This is a genomic window from Sphingomonas sp. CCH21-G11 (assembly GCF_001555965.1).
Lineage (GTDB): Bacteria > Pseudomonadota > Alphaproteobacteria > Sphingomonadales > Sphingomonadaceae > Sphingomonas.
On record NZ_LSHX01000030.1, the window covers coordinates 1 to 12,943 of the forward strand.

General features: G+C 68.0%; 15 protein-coding genes. 7 read left to right on the top strand and 8 right to left on the bottom strand.

Features of this window, described 5'->3' with window-relative positions:
* Window positions 1-9 precede the first annotated feature (9 nt).
* From mgtE to AX676_RS07465, 3 genes are all read left to right on the top strand, one after another.
* On the top strand, window positions 10-1,413 hold the full coding sequence (mgtE, locus tag AX676_RS07455; RefSeq protein WP_066483299.1) for a magnesium transporter: 1,404 nt from the start codon (window positions 10-12) through the stop codon (window positions 1,411-1,413).
* A 53-nt stretch (window positions 1,414-1,466) separates the two neighbouring features.
* Window positions 1,467-1,868 (top strand): DUF1489 family protein, encoded by a 402-nt coding sequence (locus tag AX676_RS07460; protein WP_066544209.1) that lies wholly within the window; start codon window positions 1,467-1,469, stop codon window positions 1,866-1,868.
* A gap of 103 nt (window positions 1,869-1,971) precedes the next feature.
* The gene (locus AX676_RS07465) at window positions 1,972-2,805 is read left to right on the top strand and encodes a TonB family protein (RefSeq protein WP_066483305.1); all 834 of its coding nucleotides are present in this window, start codon (window positions 1,972-1,974) and stop codon (window positions 2,803-2,805) included.
* Here the strand turns inward: AX676_RS07465 and rlmN are convergent.
* From rlmN to AX676_RS07480, 3 genes are all read right to left on the bottom strand, one after another.
* A complete protein-coding gene (rlmN, locus tag AX676_RS07470) occupies window positions 2,795-3,982 on the bottom strand; it encodes a 23S rRNA (adenine(2503)-C(2))-methyltransferase RlmN (protein WP_156437866.1) in 1,188 nt (395 codons plus the stop codon). The genes AX676_RS07465 and rlmN overlap by 11 nt on opposite strands.
* A 93-nt stretch (window positions 3,983-4,075) precedes the next feature.
* A complete protein-coding gene (locus tag AX676_RS07475) occupies window positions 4,076-4,597 on the bottom strand; it encodes a hypothetical protein (protein WP_231725979.1) in 522 nt (173 codons plus the stop codon).
* Entirely contained in the window at window positions 4,594-5,250 is a 657-nt protein-coding gene (locus AX676_RS07480; RefSeq protein WP_082731179.1) for a histidine phosphatase family protein, read from the bottom strand. The genes AX676_RS07475 and AX676_RS07480 overlap by 4 nt, the downstream gene beginning before the upstream one ends.
* Window positions 5,251-5,385: 135 nt before the next feature.
* Here AX676_RS07480 and AX676_RS07485 point away from each other — a divergent pair, with 135 nt between their 5' ends.
* Entirely contained in the window at window positions 5,386-6,045 is a 660-nt protein-coding gene (locus AX676_RS07485) for an outer membrane protein (protein WP_066483309.1), read from the top strand.
* Between the two features lie 185 nt (window positions 6,046-6,230).
* Window positions 6,231-7,355, top strand: a complete 1,125-nt coding sequence (gene dnaN / locus AX676_RS07490) for a DNA polymerase III subunit beta (protein WP_066483312.1) — start codon at window positions 6,231-6,233, stop codon at window positions 7,353-7,355.
* 219 nt (window positions 7,356-7,574) lie between these two features.
* On the opposite strand, the gene AX676_RS07495 is transcribed toward dnaN, so the two are convergent.
* The gene (locus tag AX676_RS07495) at window positions 7,575-8,234 is read right to left on the bottom strand and encodes a hypothetical protein (protein ID WP_066483315.1); all 660 of its coding nucleotides are present in this window, start codon (window positions 8,232-8,234) and stop codon (window positions 7,575-7,577) included.
* Window positions 8,227-8,445: a helix-turn-helix transcriptional regulator gene (locus AX676_RS07500; RefSeq protein ID WP_066483317.1), complete on the bottom strand. Its 219-nt coding sequence runs from the start codon at window positions 8,443-8,445 to the stop codon at window positions 8,227-8,229. Before AX676_RS07500 ends, AX676_RS07495 begins: the two co-directional genes overlap by 8 nt.
* 164 nt (window positions 8,446-8,609) lie before the next feature.
* Here AX676_RS07500 and AX676_RS07505 point away from each other — a divergent pair, with 164 nt between their 5' ends.
* The gene (locus tag AX676_RS07505) at window positions 8,610-9,368 is read left to right on the top strand and encodes a Coq4 family protein (RefSeq protein WP_066483318.1); all 759 of its coding nucleotides are present in this window, start codon (window positions 8,610-8,612) and stop codon (window positions 9,366-9,368) included.
* Between the two features lie 33 nt (window positions 9,369-9,401).
* Here the strand turns inward: AX676_RS07505 and AX676_RS07510 are convergent, their stop codons facing one another.
* Genes AX676_RS07510 through AX676_RS07520 form a run of 3 tightly spaced genes read right to left on the bottom strand, consistent with a single transcriptional unit; the run spans window position 9,402 to window position 11,454 of the window.
* On the bottom strand, window positions 9,402-9,767 hold the full coding sequence (locus tag AX676_RS07510; RefSeq protein WP_066483320.1) for a VOC family protein: 366 nt from the start codon (window positions 9,765-9,767) through the stop codon (window positions 9,402-9,404).
* Between the two features lie 55 nt (window positions 9,768-9,822).
* Window positions 9,823-10,707 (bottom strand): LOG family protein, encoded by an 885-nt coding sequence (locus AX676_RS07515; RefSeq protein WP_066483323.1) that lies wholly within the window; start codon window positions 10,705-10,707, stop codon window positions 9,823-9,825.
* Window positions 10,708-10,749: 42 nt separating this feature from the next.
* The gene (locus AX676_RS07520) at window positions 10,750-11,454 is read right to left on the bottom strand and encodes an extensin family protein (RefSeq protein WP_066483691.1); all 705 of its coding nucleotides are present in this window, start codon (window positions 11,452-11,454) and stop codon (window positions 10,750-10,752) included.
* A gap of 321 nt (window positions 11,455-11,775) precedes the next feature.
* Here AX676_RS07520 and AX676_RS07525 point away from each other — a divergent pair, with 321 nt between their 5' ends.
* Window positions 11,776-12,933, top strand: a complete 1,158-nt coding sequence (locus tag AX676_RS07525) for a phosphoserine transaminase (RefSeq protein ID WP_066483326.1) — start codon at window positions 11,776-11,778, stop codon at window positions 12,931-12,933.
* Window positions 12,934-12,943: the final 10 nt, after the last annotated feature.

Here is a 12,943-nt window from a genome sequence, read left to right on the forward strand (position 1 = left end):
GGGCGGGGGATGAGCGAACGGGAATACGCCCCCGGTGCGATCGCGACCGAAAGCGGGCTGGACGCCGACGATCGCCTGAAACCCGAATTCGTGCGCTCGGTGCTCGACCTCGTCGCCGCGGGGGATGAGGAGGGCGCGCGCGACCGCGTCGCGCCCCTCCACCCCGCCGATATCGCCGACCTCGTCGAACTGACCCCCAATGACGATCGCCCCGCGCTGGTCGCGGCGATCGCCCCGCTGATCGACGGCGACGTGCTCGCGGAAATGAACGACTGGGTGCGCGATGTGCTGATCGACGCGCTCGAGCCGCGCCAGCTCGCCGACATGGCGTCGGAGCTCGACACCGACGACGCGGTCGCGATCATCGAGGATCTGGGCGAGGAGGATCAGCGCGCGGTGCTGCGCGCGCTCGACCCCGACGATCGCGCCGCGATCGAGGAGGCGCTGAGCTATCCCGAGGAATCGGCCGGCCGCCTGATGCAGCGCGAGCTCATCGCGGTGCCCGAACATTGGTCGGTCGGCGACGTGCTCGACTATCTGCGCGCCGACGACCAGCTCACCACCGATTTCTGGGAAGTGTTCGTGGTCGATCCGGCGCATCATCCGGTCGGCACCTGCAACCTGTCCTGGATCCTTCGCACCCCGCGCGTCGTCGCGATCAGCGACGTGATGAAGCGCGAGCAGACGCTGATTCCGGTCGATATGGACCAGGAGGAAGTGGCGCTGCGCTTTCAGAAATACGCGCTCATTTCCGCGGCGGTGGTCGATGCCAATGGCCGGCTGGTCGGCATGATCACCGTCGACGACATCGTCCACATTATCCAGGCCGAAGCGGGCGAGGACGCGCTGCTGCTGTCGGGCGCGGGCGACGGCGACATCAACGAACCCGTGCGCGACACCTATCGCGCGCGCGTGCGCTGGCTGATCGCCAACCTGTTCACCGCATTGGTCGCCGCCACGATCATCACCCAGTTCGAGGATACGATCGCGGCGATGGTCGCGCTCGCCGCGCTGATGCCGATCGTCGCGGGTGTCGGCGGCAATGCCGGCACGCAGACGCTGGCGGTGACGGTGCGCGCACTGGCGACCAATCAGCTGACCCCGGCCAACACCTTGTGGGCGGTGCGGCGCGAGGTTGCGATCGCGGTGCTCAACGGCGCGACGGTGGCACTGGTGATCGGGGTGGGGGTCGGGCTGTTCTTCGCCAATCCGCTGCTCGGTCTGGTCATCGGCACCGCGATGCTCGCCAATATCGTCATCGCGGGGCTGGCCGGCGTGGTCGTGCCGCTGACGCTCGAACGCTTCCGCGCCGACCCCGCGATCTCGTCGTCGATCTTCGTGACGATGGTGACCGACTCGATGGGGTTTCTGGTGTTCCTGGGCCTCGCGACCGTCAGCGGCCTGGTCGGATAGCGCCGCCGAAATACCGTCTTGATCGCTGCCGCCGTGCCGCCCAGATCAGTCCGGTGCCGCTTCACCTGACCAAAGTCGCCTATGGCGCCGACTCGCTCGACACGCTCCAATCCTGGTTCGCGGGCCGCGAAGCGGCGGGCGGCGCGTCGCTGACCACCCGCTATCTCCCCAAGCGGCATGCGGAGATCGTCGGCGGCTCGCTCTACTGGATCCTGAAGCACCAGCTCGTCGCTCGCTCCGCCATCCTCGGCTTTGGCGACGCGGAGGGCGGCCGGGTGGCGATCCATATCGACCCGCGCCTCGTGCTCGTCCAGGCCCGCCCGAAGCGCGCGCATCAGGGCTGGCGCTATCTGGAGGCGAAGGATGCGCCCCCCGATCTCGGCTCGGGCACGGCGGGAGCGATCAAGATTCCTGCCGATCTCGTCGGCAAGCTGGCGGGACTGGCGTTGATCTGACGCGCGCGGCCGCAGGGCCGGTCTTTTGCGCGGACTTGTCGCCACGAAGCGGCTTTCCGCCAATTTTCTTGCCGGTCGACCGGCATTACGTCATTTTTCGCGGATGCAGTCGGGCTACGCCAGATATGCCTTTGCCCAGCCGACGGCGCGCACCTGGCGCGAGCGGGCCATTTCCGCCTCGCTGTCCGCTGCAATCCTTTTTCTGCTCGGGCTGTTGCTGTTCACGCTCGGTGTCCCGCCCGTCATCGCCCCGGCGGTGGAGGCACCGTTGTTGACCGAGTTTGTTGTGCTGCCCCGCATGCCGGCCCCCGAGCGTCGGGCCCAGGCCGAGACCGACGTTCCGCGCCGGACCGTAAGCGGCGGCAGCCCGAGGCCGGCGGGTCCGCCGGACGCTGTCCGGCATCCGGCCAATGCAAGAGGTGCGCCGCCCGATCCGACGACCGACCCGCCACTGAAGCTGACCGAGGTGCCGCTGGTGCCGCCGCTCCCCTTGCCGCTGCCATCGATCGACGACGGGACCGCGCGGGCTGGCCGCGGCACTGCCGACGGTGCCGGTTCGCTCGGGTCTGGAAACCAGGGCCTTGGTGGCACTGGAAGCGGGCGCGGCCGGGGGGCCGGCGACGGCGATGGCGCCGCGCCGACGATCGTGCCGCCGCGATGGGTGTTCATCCCGACCGAACGGGACCTGGCACCGTTTGTGCCAGCGGCCGCCCGGCGCGCGCGGGCATCGGGGACGGTCTATCTTGCGTGCCAGGTGATGAAGTCGCGGCGCTTGCACAACTGCAGGATATTGTCGGAGCAGCCGTCGGATATGGGATTCGGTTCGGCATCGCTCGCCGCGTCACGCAATTTCCGCGTCTACCCGGAAATCAGGGACGGCAAGGCCGTCAACAATGTTTGGGTTGGCTTTCCGATCGACTGGACGTTCAAGCCCTGACCACCGCCTCGCGATCGCGCTCGGCCCGGCTCTTTTTCGTCGCCGCGGTCTTCAGCTGGCCGCACGCGGCATCGATGTCGCGGCCGCGCGGCGTGCGGACGGGGGCGGAGATGCCGGCTTCGAACACGATGTTGGAGAAGGACTTGATCCGCTCGGGCGTCGAGCATTCGTAATCGGTGCCCGGCCACGGGTTGAACGGGATCAGGTTGACCTTGGCGGGCAGGCGATAGCGGCGCAGCAGGCGGACCAGCTCGTGCGCGTCGGCGTCGCTGTCGTTCTTGTCGCGGATCATCACATATTCGAACGTGATCCGCCGGGCATTGTTGGCACCGGGATAGTCGGCGCACGCCTGCAGCAGCGCCTCGATCCCGTATTTGCGATTGAGCGGCACGAGCTCGTCGCGCACGTCCTTGGTCACTGCGTGGAGCGACACCGCCAGGTTGACGCCGATCTCCTCGCCCGCGCGTGCCATCATCGGCACGACGCCGCTGGTCGACAGCGTGATCCGCCGCTTGCTCAGCGCCAGCCCGTCGCCGTCCATCACCAGCCGGAGCGCGTCGCGCACCGCGTCGAAATTATAGAGCGGCTCGCCCATTCCCATCATCACGATGTTGGTCAGCATCCGCCCGTCGGGGCTGGACGGCCATTCGCCCAGCGCATCGCGCGCCAGCATCACCTGGCCGACGATCTCGCCCGGCGTCAGGTTGCGGACCAGCCGCATCGTGCCGGTGTGACAGAAGCTGCAATTGAGCGTGCAGCCGACCTGGCTCGATACGCACAAGGTGCCCCGATCGGCATCGGGGATGAACACCATCTCGAAATCCTGCGCGCCCTGGCCGTCGCCGGCATCCGCCCGCAACAGCCATTTGCGCGTGCCGTCGCTCGATACCTGCGCCTCGACCACCTCGGGGCGGCCGATCACGAACCGTTCGGCGAGCCAGGGATGCTGGGCCTTGGCGATATCGGTCATCACCGCGAAATCGGTCGCGCCGCGATTATAGATCCAGTGCCACAATTGCTTGGCACGCAGCTTGGCCTGCTTCGCCTCCATCCCCGCGGCGATCAGCGCCTCGCGCACGCCCTCGCGCGGCAGCCCGATCAGGTCGACGCGACCATCGGCGCGCACCGCCGGGCCACGCGGCACGGGCACGGGGTCGATACGCCCGGGGGCGGGCATGGGCACGGTCGATGGGGAAAGCATCGCGGCCATATAGTCGTCTCGCACGACTTTCGCCAGCATGGGCGCCAGCATCGCCGCCAGCCCGCCGGGTCAGCGGCGCGCGACGCTTCCCGAACAGGCCAGCACCGCCGCATCGATCGCCGTCGCCGCGCCGTCGAGCGCATAGACATCGGCAAAGGGCACACCGGTCGCGGTCACGCTCTCGATGCTCAGGCTGCGCGCGGTGCGCATCGCGGCGATGATCGCGCGGTCGGTCGCGGCATCGGGTGCCCAGGCGTCGGTCGGTCCCGCAAGCAGGGCAAAGCGGCGCTCGCCGACCGCCAGTGTGACGCGCGCGCGGCGGTCGACCGCACGGCTCAGCCGGACATGCAGCTGGCCGCGCGCGCCGGTGCCGGGCCAGCGCGCGATGCTCAGGAACGGGCGCCATGCACGGCTGCGCGGCGATCGCACCGGCCGGCTGATCGCAAAGCATCGGCGCGGCGCGTCGTCGCGAAACGCGCCCCAGCGGCCGTGCACGCCGATCGTCTCGCGCGCCGCCTGCGCCGGCATTGCGGTCAGCAACGCGGGAGCGATCAGCAACGCGGGGGCGATCATCAGCGCGCGACCCCTCATGCGTGCCCGCCGCCATCGCCGCGATGGATGACATGCTCGACGCCGCGCGCGATCCGCACGATCGATCCCTGCGGCAATCCGGGGGCGACGGGCGCGCCCAGCGTGGTCGCCGGGGCCAGTCCCGTCATCACGCCGCGCAGCACGCGGCTGGACACGCCGTGCATGATGACCAGCCGGTCGCCGGGGTCGGCGTCGGTCGCCTCGAGCCACGACGTCACGCGGGCCGCGATCTCGGGATAGGTCTCGCCATCTGGCGCGGGGCGCAGCGACCGCACCTCCGGGTCGATCACCGATCCCGCCTCGGCGATCACCGCGTCATAGCTGCGCCCGCCCCAGCTGCCCATGCCGATCTCGACCAGCCGCGCATCGACCTGCGCGGCGTGCCAGTCGAGCTCGAGGTGCTCGGCGATCACCGCCAGCGTCTGCAGCGCGCGCCCGGTCGGCGACGACCACAGCGTCAATGCAGGCCTCGGCCCCAGCAGCGCGCGCAGCCGTGCGCCCATCGCGTCGGCCTGGGCAAAGCCGGCGCGGGTCAGCGGGGTGTGGAGCTGCTCGCCCTGCAACCGGCGCGTCGCGTTGAACACGGTTTCGCCATGCCGGGCGATGAAGTCGCGGCCCGGCCGGTTCCGGGTCGCCGTCGCGTGATCTGCCATCGCCGCCATTTCAACCCCCTGTGGCGCAAAAGCAACGGAAATCCTTGTTTATCTGGGGTTCATGCAACGCCTTCGCGCGCTCCCTAGTTAGCGCCTCCCACCCCGCGATCGGGGTGTGGAAGTTCAGGAGTATCTATGCGTTACGTATTTCTCGTCGCCCTCGCCGCCACGTCGGCCTTGGCCACGCCCGCTTTTGCCCAGGACGCTGACCCGACCTTCACGGGGCCGCGGATCGCGGTGCTCGGCGGCTATGACGGCATCCGTCCCGGCAGTAGCGAGGACAGCGATCTCGAAGGCGACGACCAGACGGTCGACGGCTTCCTCTATGGGGTCGAGGCCGGCTACGACATCGCGATCGGCTCGCGTGCCGTGATCGGCGCCGACCTGGAATATTCGGATTCGACCGGCAAGGTCGAAACCGACACCGCCGATCCCGAATTTTTCGGCTTCGGCCGGGTCAGCACCGGCCGCGACCTCTATGTCGGCCTGCGCGCCGGCCTGCGCGCGGCGCCCAACACGCTGGTCTATGCCAAGGGCGGCTACACCAATGCCCGCCTGAACGTGCGCGCCAATGACGGCACCACCGAATTCCGCGAGAATTTCGAGGTGGACGGCTGGCGTCTGGGTGCGGGGCTGGAGCAGGCGCTGGGCCCCAACGCGTTTGCAAAGGTCGAATACCGCTATTCGAACTACTCGAACGCGAATTTCGAATTTGCCGACGGCGCGGTCAGCGGCGACTTCGACATCGATACCGACCGGCACCAGGTCGTCGCCGGGCTCGGCTGGCGGTTCTGAGGACCGATGCACCGCCCCGGGGAACCATGCCCCGGGGCGGCGTCACAAAATCGTCGGGAAGGGCCGGGGCCGCTTGCTCCGGCCCTTTTTCACGTTAGAGATGAACGGGTGGCGAAGCGCCACGCCCGCGGGCCCACGCCCGCTGGGACAGGAAGAATAGGGCGCGCACCGGGGGTTTTGGGACAATGAAGGCGACGATCGAACGCGCAACCTTGCTCAAGGGGCTGAGCCACGTGCATTCGGTGGTCGAGCGGCGCAACACCATCCCGATCCTGTCCAACGTGCTGATCGATGCGACCGGCCAGGGCGTGATCCGCCTGATGGCGACCGACCTCGATCTCCAGATCGACGAGACGCTGCCCGCCGCGATCGACCAGGCCGGCGCGATCACCGTGCCCGCGCACATGTTGTTCGACATTGCGCGCAAGCTGCCCGAGGGCGCACAGGTTCAGCTGTCCGCCGCGGAGGGCCGGCTGACCGTCGTTGCCGGGCGCGCGCGCTTCAACCTCTCGACGCTGCCGCGCGACGATTTCCCGGTGATCGCCGAGGGTGAGCTGCCGACCAGCTTCGAGCTGTCGGCGGAACTGCTCAAGCAGATCATCGACAAGACGCGCTTCGCGATCTCGACCGAGGAGACGCGCTATTATCTGAACGGTATCTTCCTGCACGTCAGCGAGGATGGCGGCGCGGCCGGCCAGCCGGTGCTGAAGGCGGCGGCGACCGACGGCCACCGGCTTGCCCGCGTCACCGTGCCGCGTCCGGACGGCGCGGATGCGATGCCCGACGTCATCGTGCCGCGCAAATGCGTGAACGAACTCAGGAAGCTGCTCGACGAGGTCGACGGCTCGGTCGGCGTGTCGCTGTCGGGATCGAAGATCCGCTTCGATCTCGGCCAGGCGATCCTGACCTCGAAGCTGATCGACGGCACCTTTCCGGACTATAACCGCGTCATCCCGACCGGCAACGACAAGCTGCTCAAGCTCGATCCCAAGAGCTTCATGGCCGGGGTCGACCGCGTGTCGACGATCGCCACCGAAAAGGCGCGCGCGGTCAAGATGGCGCTCGACCGCGACAAGGTGACGCTGTCGGTGACCAGCCCCGAACATGGCGCCGCGGCGGAGGAAGTCCCCGGCGACTATGCGTCGGAATCGTTCGAGATCGGCTTCAACAGCAAATATCTGATGGACATTCTCGGCCAGATCGAAGGTGACACGGTCGAGGTGCACCTGGCCGATGCGGGATCGCCGACGCTGATCCGCGAGAATGACAAGTCCGCCGCGCTCTATGTGCTCATGCCCATGCGGGTGTGACGACGCCGATTCGGGGCGTGATGACCTATGATTGACCCGCTCTTTCTGAGCGGCTGACCGAATGCAGATCGTCTCGAAACGGAGTCTGTTTTTTTCGCGTCACCCCGGCCTTGCGCCGCGGTCCCGCTGCCTGATCCAGCGCAGAAGATAGCGGCTCCCGGCGCAATGCCGGGGCGACGCGCAAATCCGCGTATCGCCTCGACCGATATGCATATCGGGTCAGACCCGCGCCAGGCCGAGCCGCACGCCGACGACCATCGACGCGACCAGATAGACCGCCATGGTCACGATCGCGGCGATCCAGGTGCCGAAATCGGGCAGCAGGCCGATCCGCGCCAGCGCTGCCCAGGTGAACAGGGCGAGCTGCAGGCCCCAGAAGCACGCGGCCCCCGTCTGGACGATCATGGTCCGGGTCAGTTCATCGCTCATCCGCCACAGCCGCCCGTTCAGCCAGGTCTGTGCGACGATCAGGGCGAGCAGCGCGATCGCGGTCAGGCTGCGCGCGGTGTCGGTCAGTTCGGCCGCCACCGCCAGCGGAGGCACCGCGAGGACTGCGCCGGCGATGACGCACACCACCGCCTGGATGCGTGCAGACCGGATCGCGGCCGGATCGACCGGATCGGTATCGCCGGGTTCGCGCTGTTCGACCGCGCGCGCGAACCAGGCGCTGCGCGTCGAGACGATCGCGACCCAGACGCCCATCAGGACCAGCAGGAACGCCAGCGCCAGCGCCATCACGTCCGCCGGCGGTATCGGCTCGACCCCGTCGAACAGGCCGTTCTGCGCGATCAGTCGACCGACCGCATAGCCGGCGGCACCGCCCAGCGCGGCGAGCAGGGCGATGCGCAGCAGCTTCGCGCGCAGGCTCAATTCACGCATCGGGAGCCCCGACAGGTTCCCATTCGTCAAGGAAGATCGCATCGACAGGCACTCCGAAAATCTTGGCCATGCGCAGCGCGAGCGGCAGGCTCGGGTCGTATTTGTCGGTCTCGACGGCGTTGATCGTCTGACGCGACACGCCCAGCCGCTGGGCAAGATCGCCCTGACTGATCGCCATCTCCGCCCGCAACACCCGCAACCGGTTCTTCACCCGTCCCTCACCGCATCGATCCGCGCCGAAGGTGACAACCATTGCCGACCTTCTGACAAGAGTTCTTTACATGATTCGCATGAAATGTCCAGAGCTCTTGTCACCCTTTCGACTTGTGTCGGTCGCCATGATCTATTAACAGTTATGTCAGTAACGGGGACGACATGGCAACGACCTTCGATACGAACGTGAATCCCGGCATTCCGACGCGGCGCGACTGGGGGGCGGCGTGGCGCGCGCTGCGCCGGCTGCTCGCCGACGGCAACGACACGGTTCAGGTGTTCCGCATCATGCGCGCGCTCAACGGCGACACCTCGCACCGCAATTATCGCCGGCTGCTGTCGACGCCGCAGGGCGGGCGGATCGCCTATGCCCGGGTCGAACTCGCCCGGCGCTTCGCCGACCGCGAATGGCTCGCGTCGCTGCCTGCGGACAGCGTCGGCGCGGCCTATCTCGCCTTTCTCGACCGCACCGGCTTTTCCCCGGATGGCCTCGCCGATATCGCCAATGCCGACAATGAAGGCTGGCGCGACGCGCCGCATCCCTATGCGTGGTTCGGACGGCGCGAGCGCGACATCCACGACATCTGGCACGTGCTGACCGGCTATACCGCCGAGGAGCATCTGGGCGAAGCCTGCCTGGTCGCGTTCAGCTATGCGCAGACCGGCGGTCTCGGCTGGGCGTTCATCGGCGCGGGCGCGGCGCTCAAGAGCCTGCGCGTCACCGGCGAACGCCATTTCGCCGCCGCGGTGTGGGAAGGCTATCGCCATGGCAGGCGCGCCGCCTGGCTCCATGCCCAGGATTACGAGGCACTGCTCGCCGAACCCCTTGCCGCCGCGCGCCGACGTCTCGACATCGCCGAACCCGTCAAATACCGGGCCGCCCAGGCGCGGCTGGCCGAACAGGGCACGCCGGGCATCTGAGCCTTCCGCGCGGGCCGGCCGCGCGATCCAGGCTCAGCGTTGCTGATAGATGATCGTATTGCCGCTCGGGTCGTCGATATAGACCTCGCGCGTGCCCCAGCTCTGGTCCAGCGGACCTGCATGGACCGGCGAATCCGCGCGCGTCGGCACCGCCAGCCCGCGATCGACGAACGCGGCGAACCGCGCGTCGATATCGTCGCAGATGACGATGAACGACGCGCCGCCCGCCGCGCGGTCGCCATGCGCCAGGTTCAGCTGCACCTCGTCGGAACCCCTGCGCAGCACCGCATGGAATGGCGCGTCATCCGGTGTGGCCACGACCAGCGCGAAGTCGAGCAGGTGCGTGAAGAAGGCGATCGCCTCCGGCACGTCGCGGACGATCAGCACGGGGATCATCATCGCAGGCTCCGAAATCGACCGACCGGGAATTGCACGCCCGCCAATGGCCCAAGGCTCAGCGCGCGTCGCCGTTCGCAGTCTTCTGTTCCCAGAATTTCTGGACGATCGCCCAGCCTTCCTCGGCGGTTTCGACAAAGGTGATGAGGTCGAGGTCGCGCGGGCTGATCACGCCCTCCTCGCACAGCGCCTCGAAATTGACGACGCGCTCCCAGAATTCGCGGCCGTAGAACAGGATGGGGATGCGATCGACCTTGCCGGTCTGAATGAGCGTCAGCAGCTCGAACGATTCGTCGAACGTGCCGAAGCCGCCGGGGAACACCGCGACCGCGCGCGCGCGCAGCAGGAAGTGCATCTTGCGAAGCGCGAAATAGTGGAACTGGAATGACAGGCCCGGCGTGACATAGGGGTTGGGTGCCTGTTCATGCGGCAGGACGATGTTGAGCCCGATCGATTCGGCCCCGACATCCTGCGCGCCGCGATTGGCGGCTTCCATGATCGAAGGCCCGCCGCCCGAACAGACGACGAAATGGCGCTGGCCGGCTTCGTCGCAGGCGCACTGGCTGCTGATACGGGCAAGCTCGCGCGCGACCTCGTAATAATGCGACTTGGCGATCAATCGCTCGGCGATCCGGCGCGCGTTGTCATCGCTGGCGATGTCGCGCAGCGCCTCCGCCTTGGCCGGCTCGGGGATGCGGGCGGAGCCATAGAAGACGAAAGTCGATGCGATCTTCGCCTCGTCGAGCAGCAGCGCGGGCTTGAGCAGCTCGAGCTGAAACCGCACCGGGCGCAAATCCTCGCGCAACAGGAACTCCATGTCCTGGAACGCCAGCCGATAGGCGGGGTGCGCGGTCTGGGGCGTGTCGTGCGGGGCGGCGCGCGCGGCTTCGGCTTCTTCTTCGGCGCGGCGGAACACGCGGCTGGGAACTCGGGTCTCGGTCATGCGCGCGGCTTTATCGCCTGTTCTGGCAAAGCGAAAATGGTTTCAGCGGCAAAACGGCTTGCCGCCCAGGTCGAAATGAAAGTGGTTGTAATGCGCAGAGTTATATTCGGGGCCGAGCACGGTGGTGAAGCGCCGGCACGCCGAGCGGTGGACGATGCGCAGAAACTCCTGTTCTTGAGGGTCGTCGGCGCGCCAGCCCTGTTCGACCGAGACGCGGCGGCCATCGGCCAGCACGAAGGCGGCGACATCGACCGCGTTGGCCAGGCCGTGCTGCGAAATCTTGCCCGCCGTCGCCGGGCCGCCGCCATTGATGCCGCGGCAGGAATAGGTGCCGAACGTCTCGACGCGCACCACGTCGCTGCCCAGGATCTGGCGCGCCGCCGGGCGGACGCCGTTGAACACCCAGGCGACGAAATGCCGGGCGAGCGGGCAGCGCATCGATTTGAGCCCGACCGTCGGCGTGCCGTAATCGAGCAGCTGGATCGCGCCGGTGACGATGCAGCCGCTGCCATAATCGCGGTCGGGCAAGGGCGAATAGCGGACGCCCAGCGCGGTCAGATCGGCCATGCACGCCCGCGTCGCCGCCGGATCTGGGTCGATCGCGGGAACCGGCCCGCTGGCGCGCGGGCGGATCGCGGGGCGCGGCGGCGGCTCGGGCGAGCGTTCGCCGGCGCAACTGGCGAGGAGGATGGCGAGCGTGACGGCGACGAGGGCCCGTCGTTGCCAACGCGTTCTTGAATCGATCATGCCGCCCCGGAACCACAACTCAACACCAACCGCACTTAAACGCCATGAGACCCGTTCGTGTCGAGCGAAGTCGAGACGCATGGTGCATCGGGCACGTTTCTCGACTTCGCGCGAACCAAACGATGTTGACGGGTTGAACCCAGCTCCACGCTATCCGCCACCCGAGCCGACCTCCCTGTCACCCCGGCCGCTCGCCCGCGCCCGCACCACGACAGAAAATTACCCGAAACGAGCGATTGACTTCGCCGCGCGCGGCTCTAGGGCCGTCGGCGGGCCACGCGGTCCCAACGCCGCGCGTGCTCTCTGCAAGGAGAGACTGACATGACTGACCTCGCCACCGCCGGCGCCACCCTTGCGCCTGCCAAGCCCGCCACCCGTCCGGCGCGCCCCTATTTCTCCTCCGGCCCCTGCGCCAAGCCCCCCGGCTGGGATGCCGCCAAGCTCGCCGGCGCCTCGCTCGGCCGTTCGCACCGCTCGAAAATCGGCAAGCAGCGCCTGCAATATGCCATCGACCTGATGCGCGAGCTGCTCAAGCTGCCCGACACCCACCGCATCGGCATCGTTCCCGGCTCCGATACCGGCGCCTATGAAATGGCGATGTGGACGATGCTCGGCGCGCGGCCCGTCACCGCGCTCGCCTGGGAAAGCTTCGGCGAGGGCTGGGTGACCGACGCGGTCAAGCAGCTGAAGATCGACCCCACCGTCACCCGCGCCGATTACGGCCAACTGCCCGATCTGGGCGCGGTCGACTGGACCCACGACGTCCTGTTCACCTGGAACGGCACGACCAGCGGCGTGCGGGTGCCCAATGGCGACTGGATCGCCGCCGACCGCGAGGGGCTGTCGTTCGCCGATGCGACCAGCGCGGTGTTCGCCTATGACCTGCCTTGGGAGCGGATCGATGTCGCGACCTTCAGCTGGCAGAAGGTGCTGGGCGGCGAGGGCGCGCACGGCGTCCTGATTCTCGGCCCCCGCGCGGTCGAACGGCTGGAAAGCTATACCCCCGCCTGGCCGCTGCCCAAGGTGTTCCGCCTGGTTTCCAAGGGCAAGTTGGCCGAAGGCGTGTTCAAGGGCGAGACGATCAACACCCCCTCGATGCTGGCGGTCGAGGATGCGATCTTCGCGCTCGAATGGGCAAAGTCGGTCGGCGGCGCCGACGGACTGATCGCGCGGTCGGATGCCAATGCCGCAGCACTCGACCGGATCGTCGCGGCACGCGACTGGCTCGGCCATCTCGCCGCCGATCCGGCGACCCGGTCGAAGACCAGCGTCTGCCTGACCGTTGCGGGGGCCGACGAAGCGTTCATCAAGAAGATGGCCGGTCTGCTCGAGGCCGAAGGCGCGGCGTTCGACATCGCCGGCTATCGCGATGCCCCTCCGGGCCTGCGCATCTGGTGCGGCGCGACCGTCGACACCGCCGATATCGAAGCGCTCGGCCCTTGGCTCGACTGGGCCTACGAAGCAGCGAAGGCTTCTTAAGCCCTCTCCC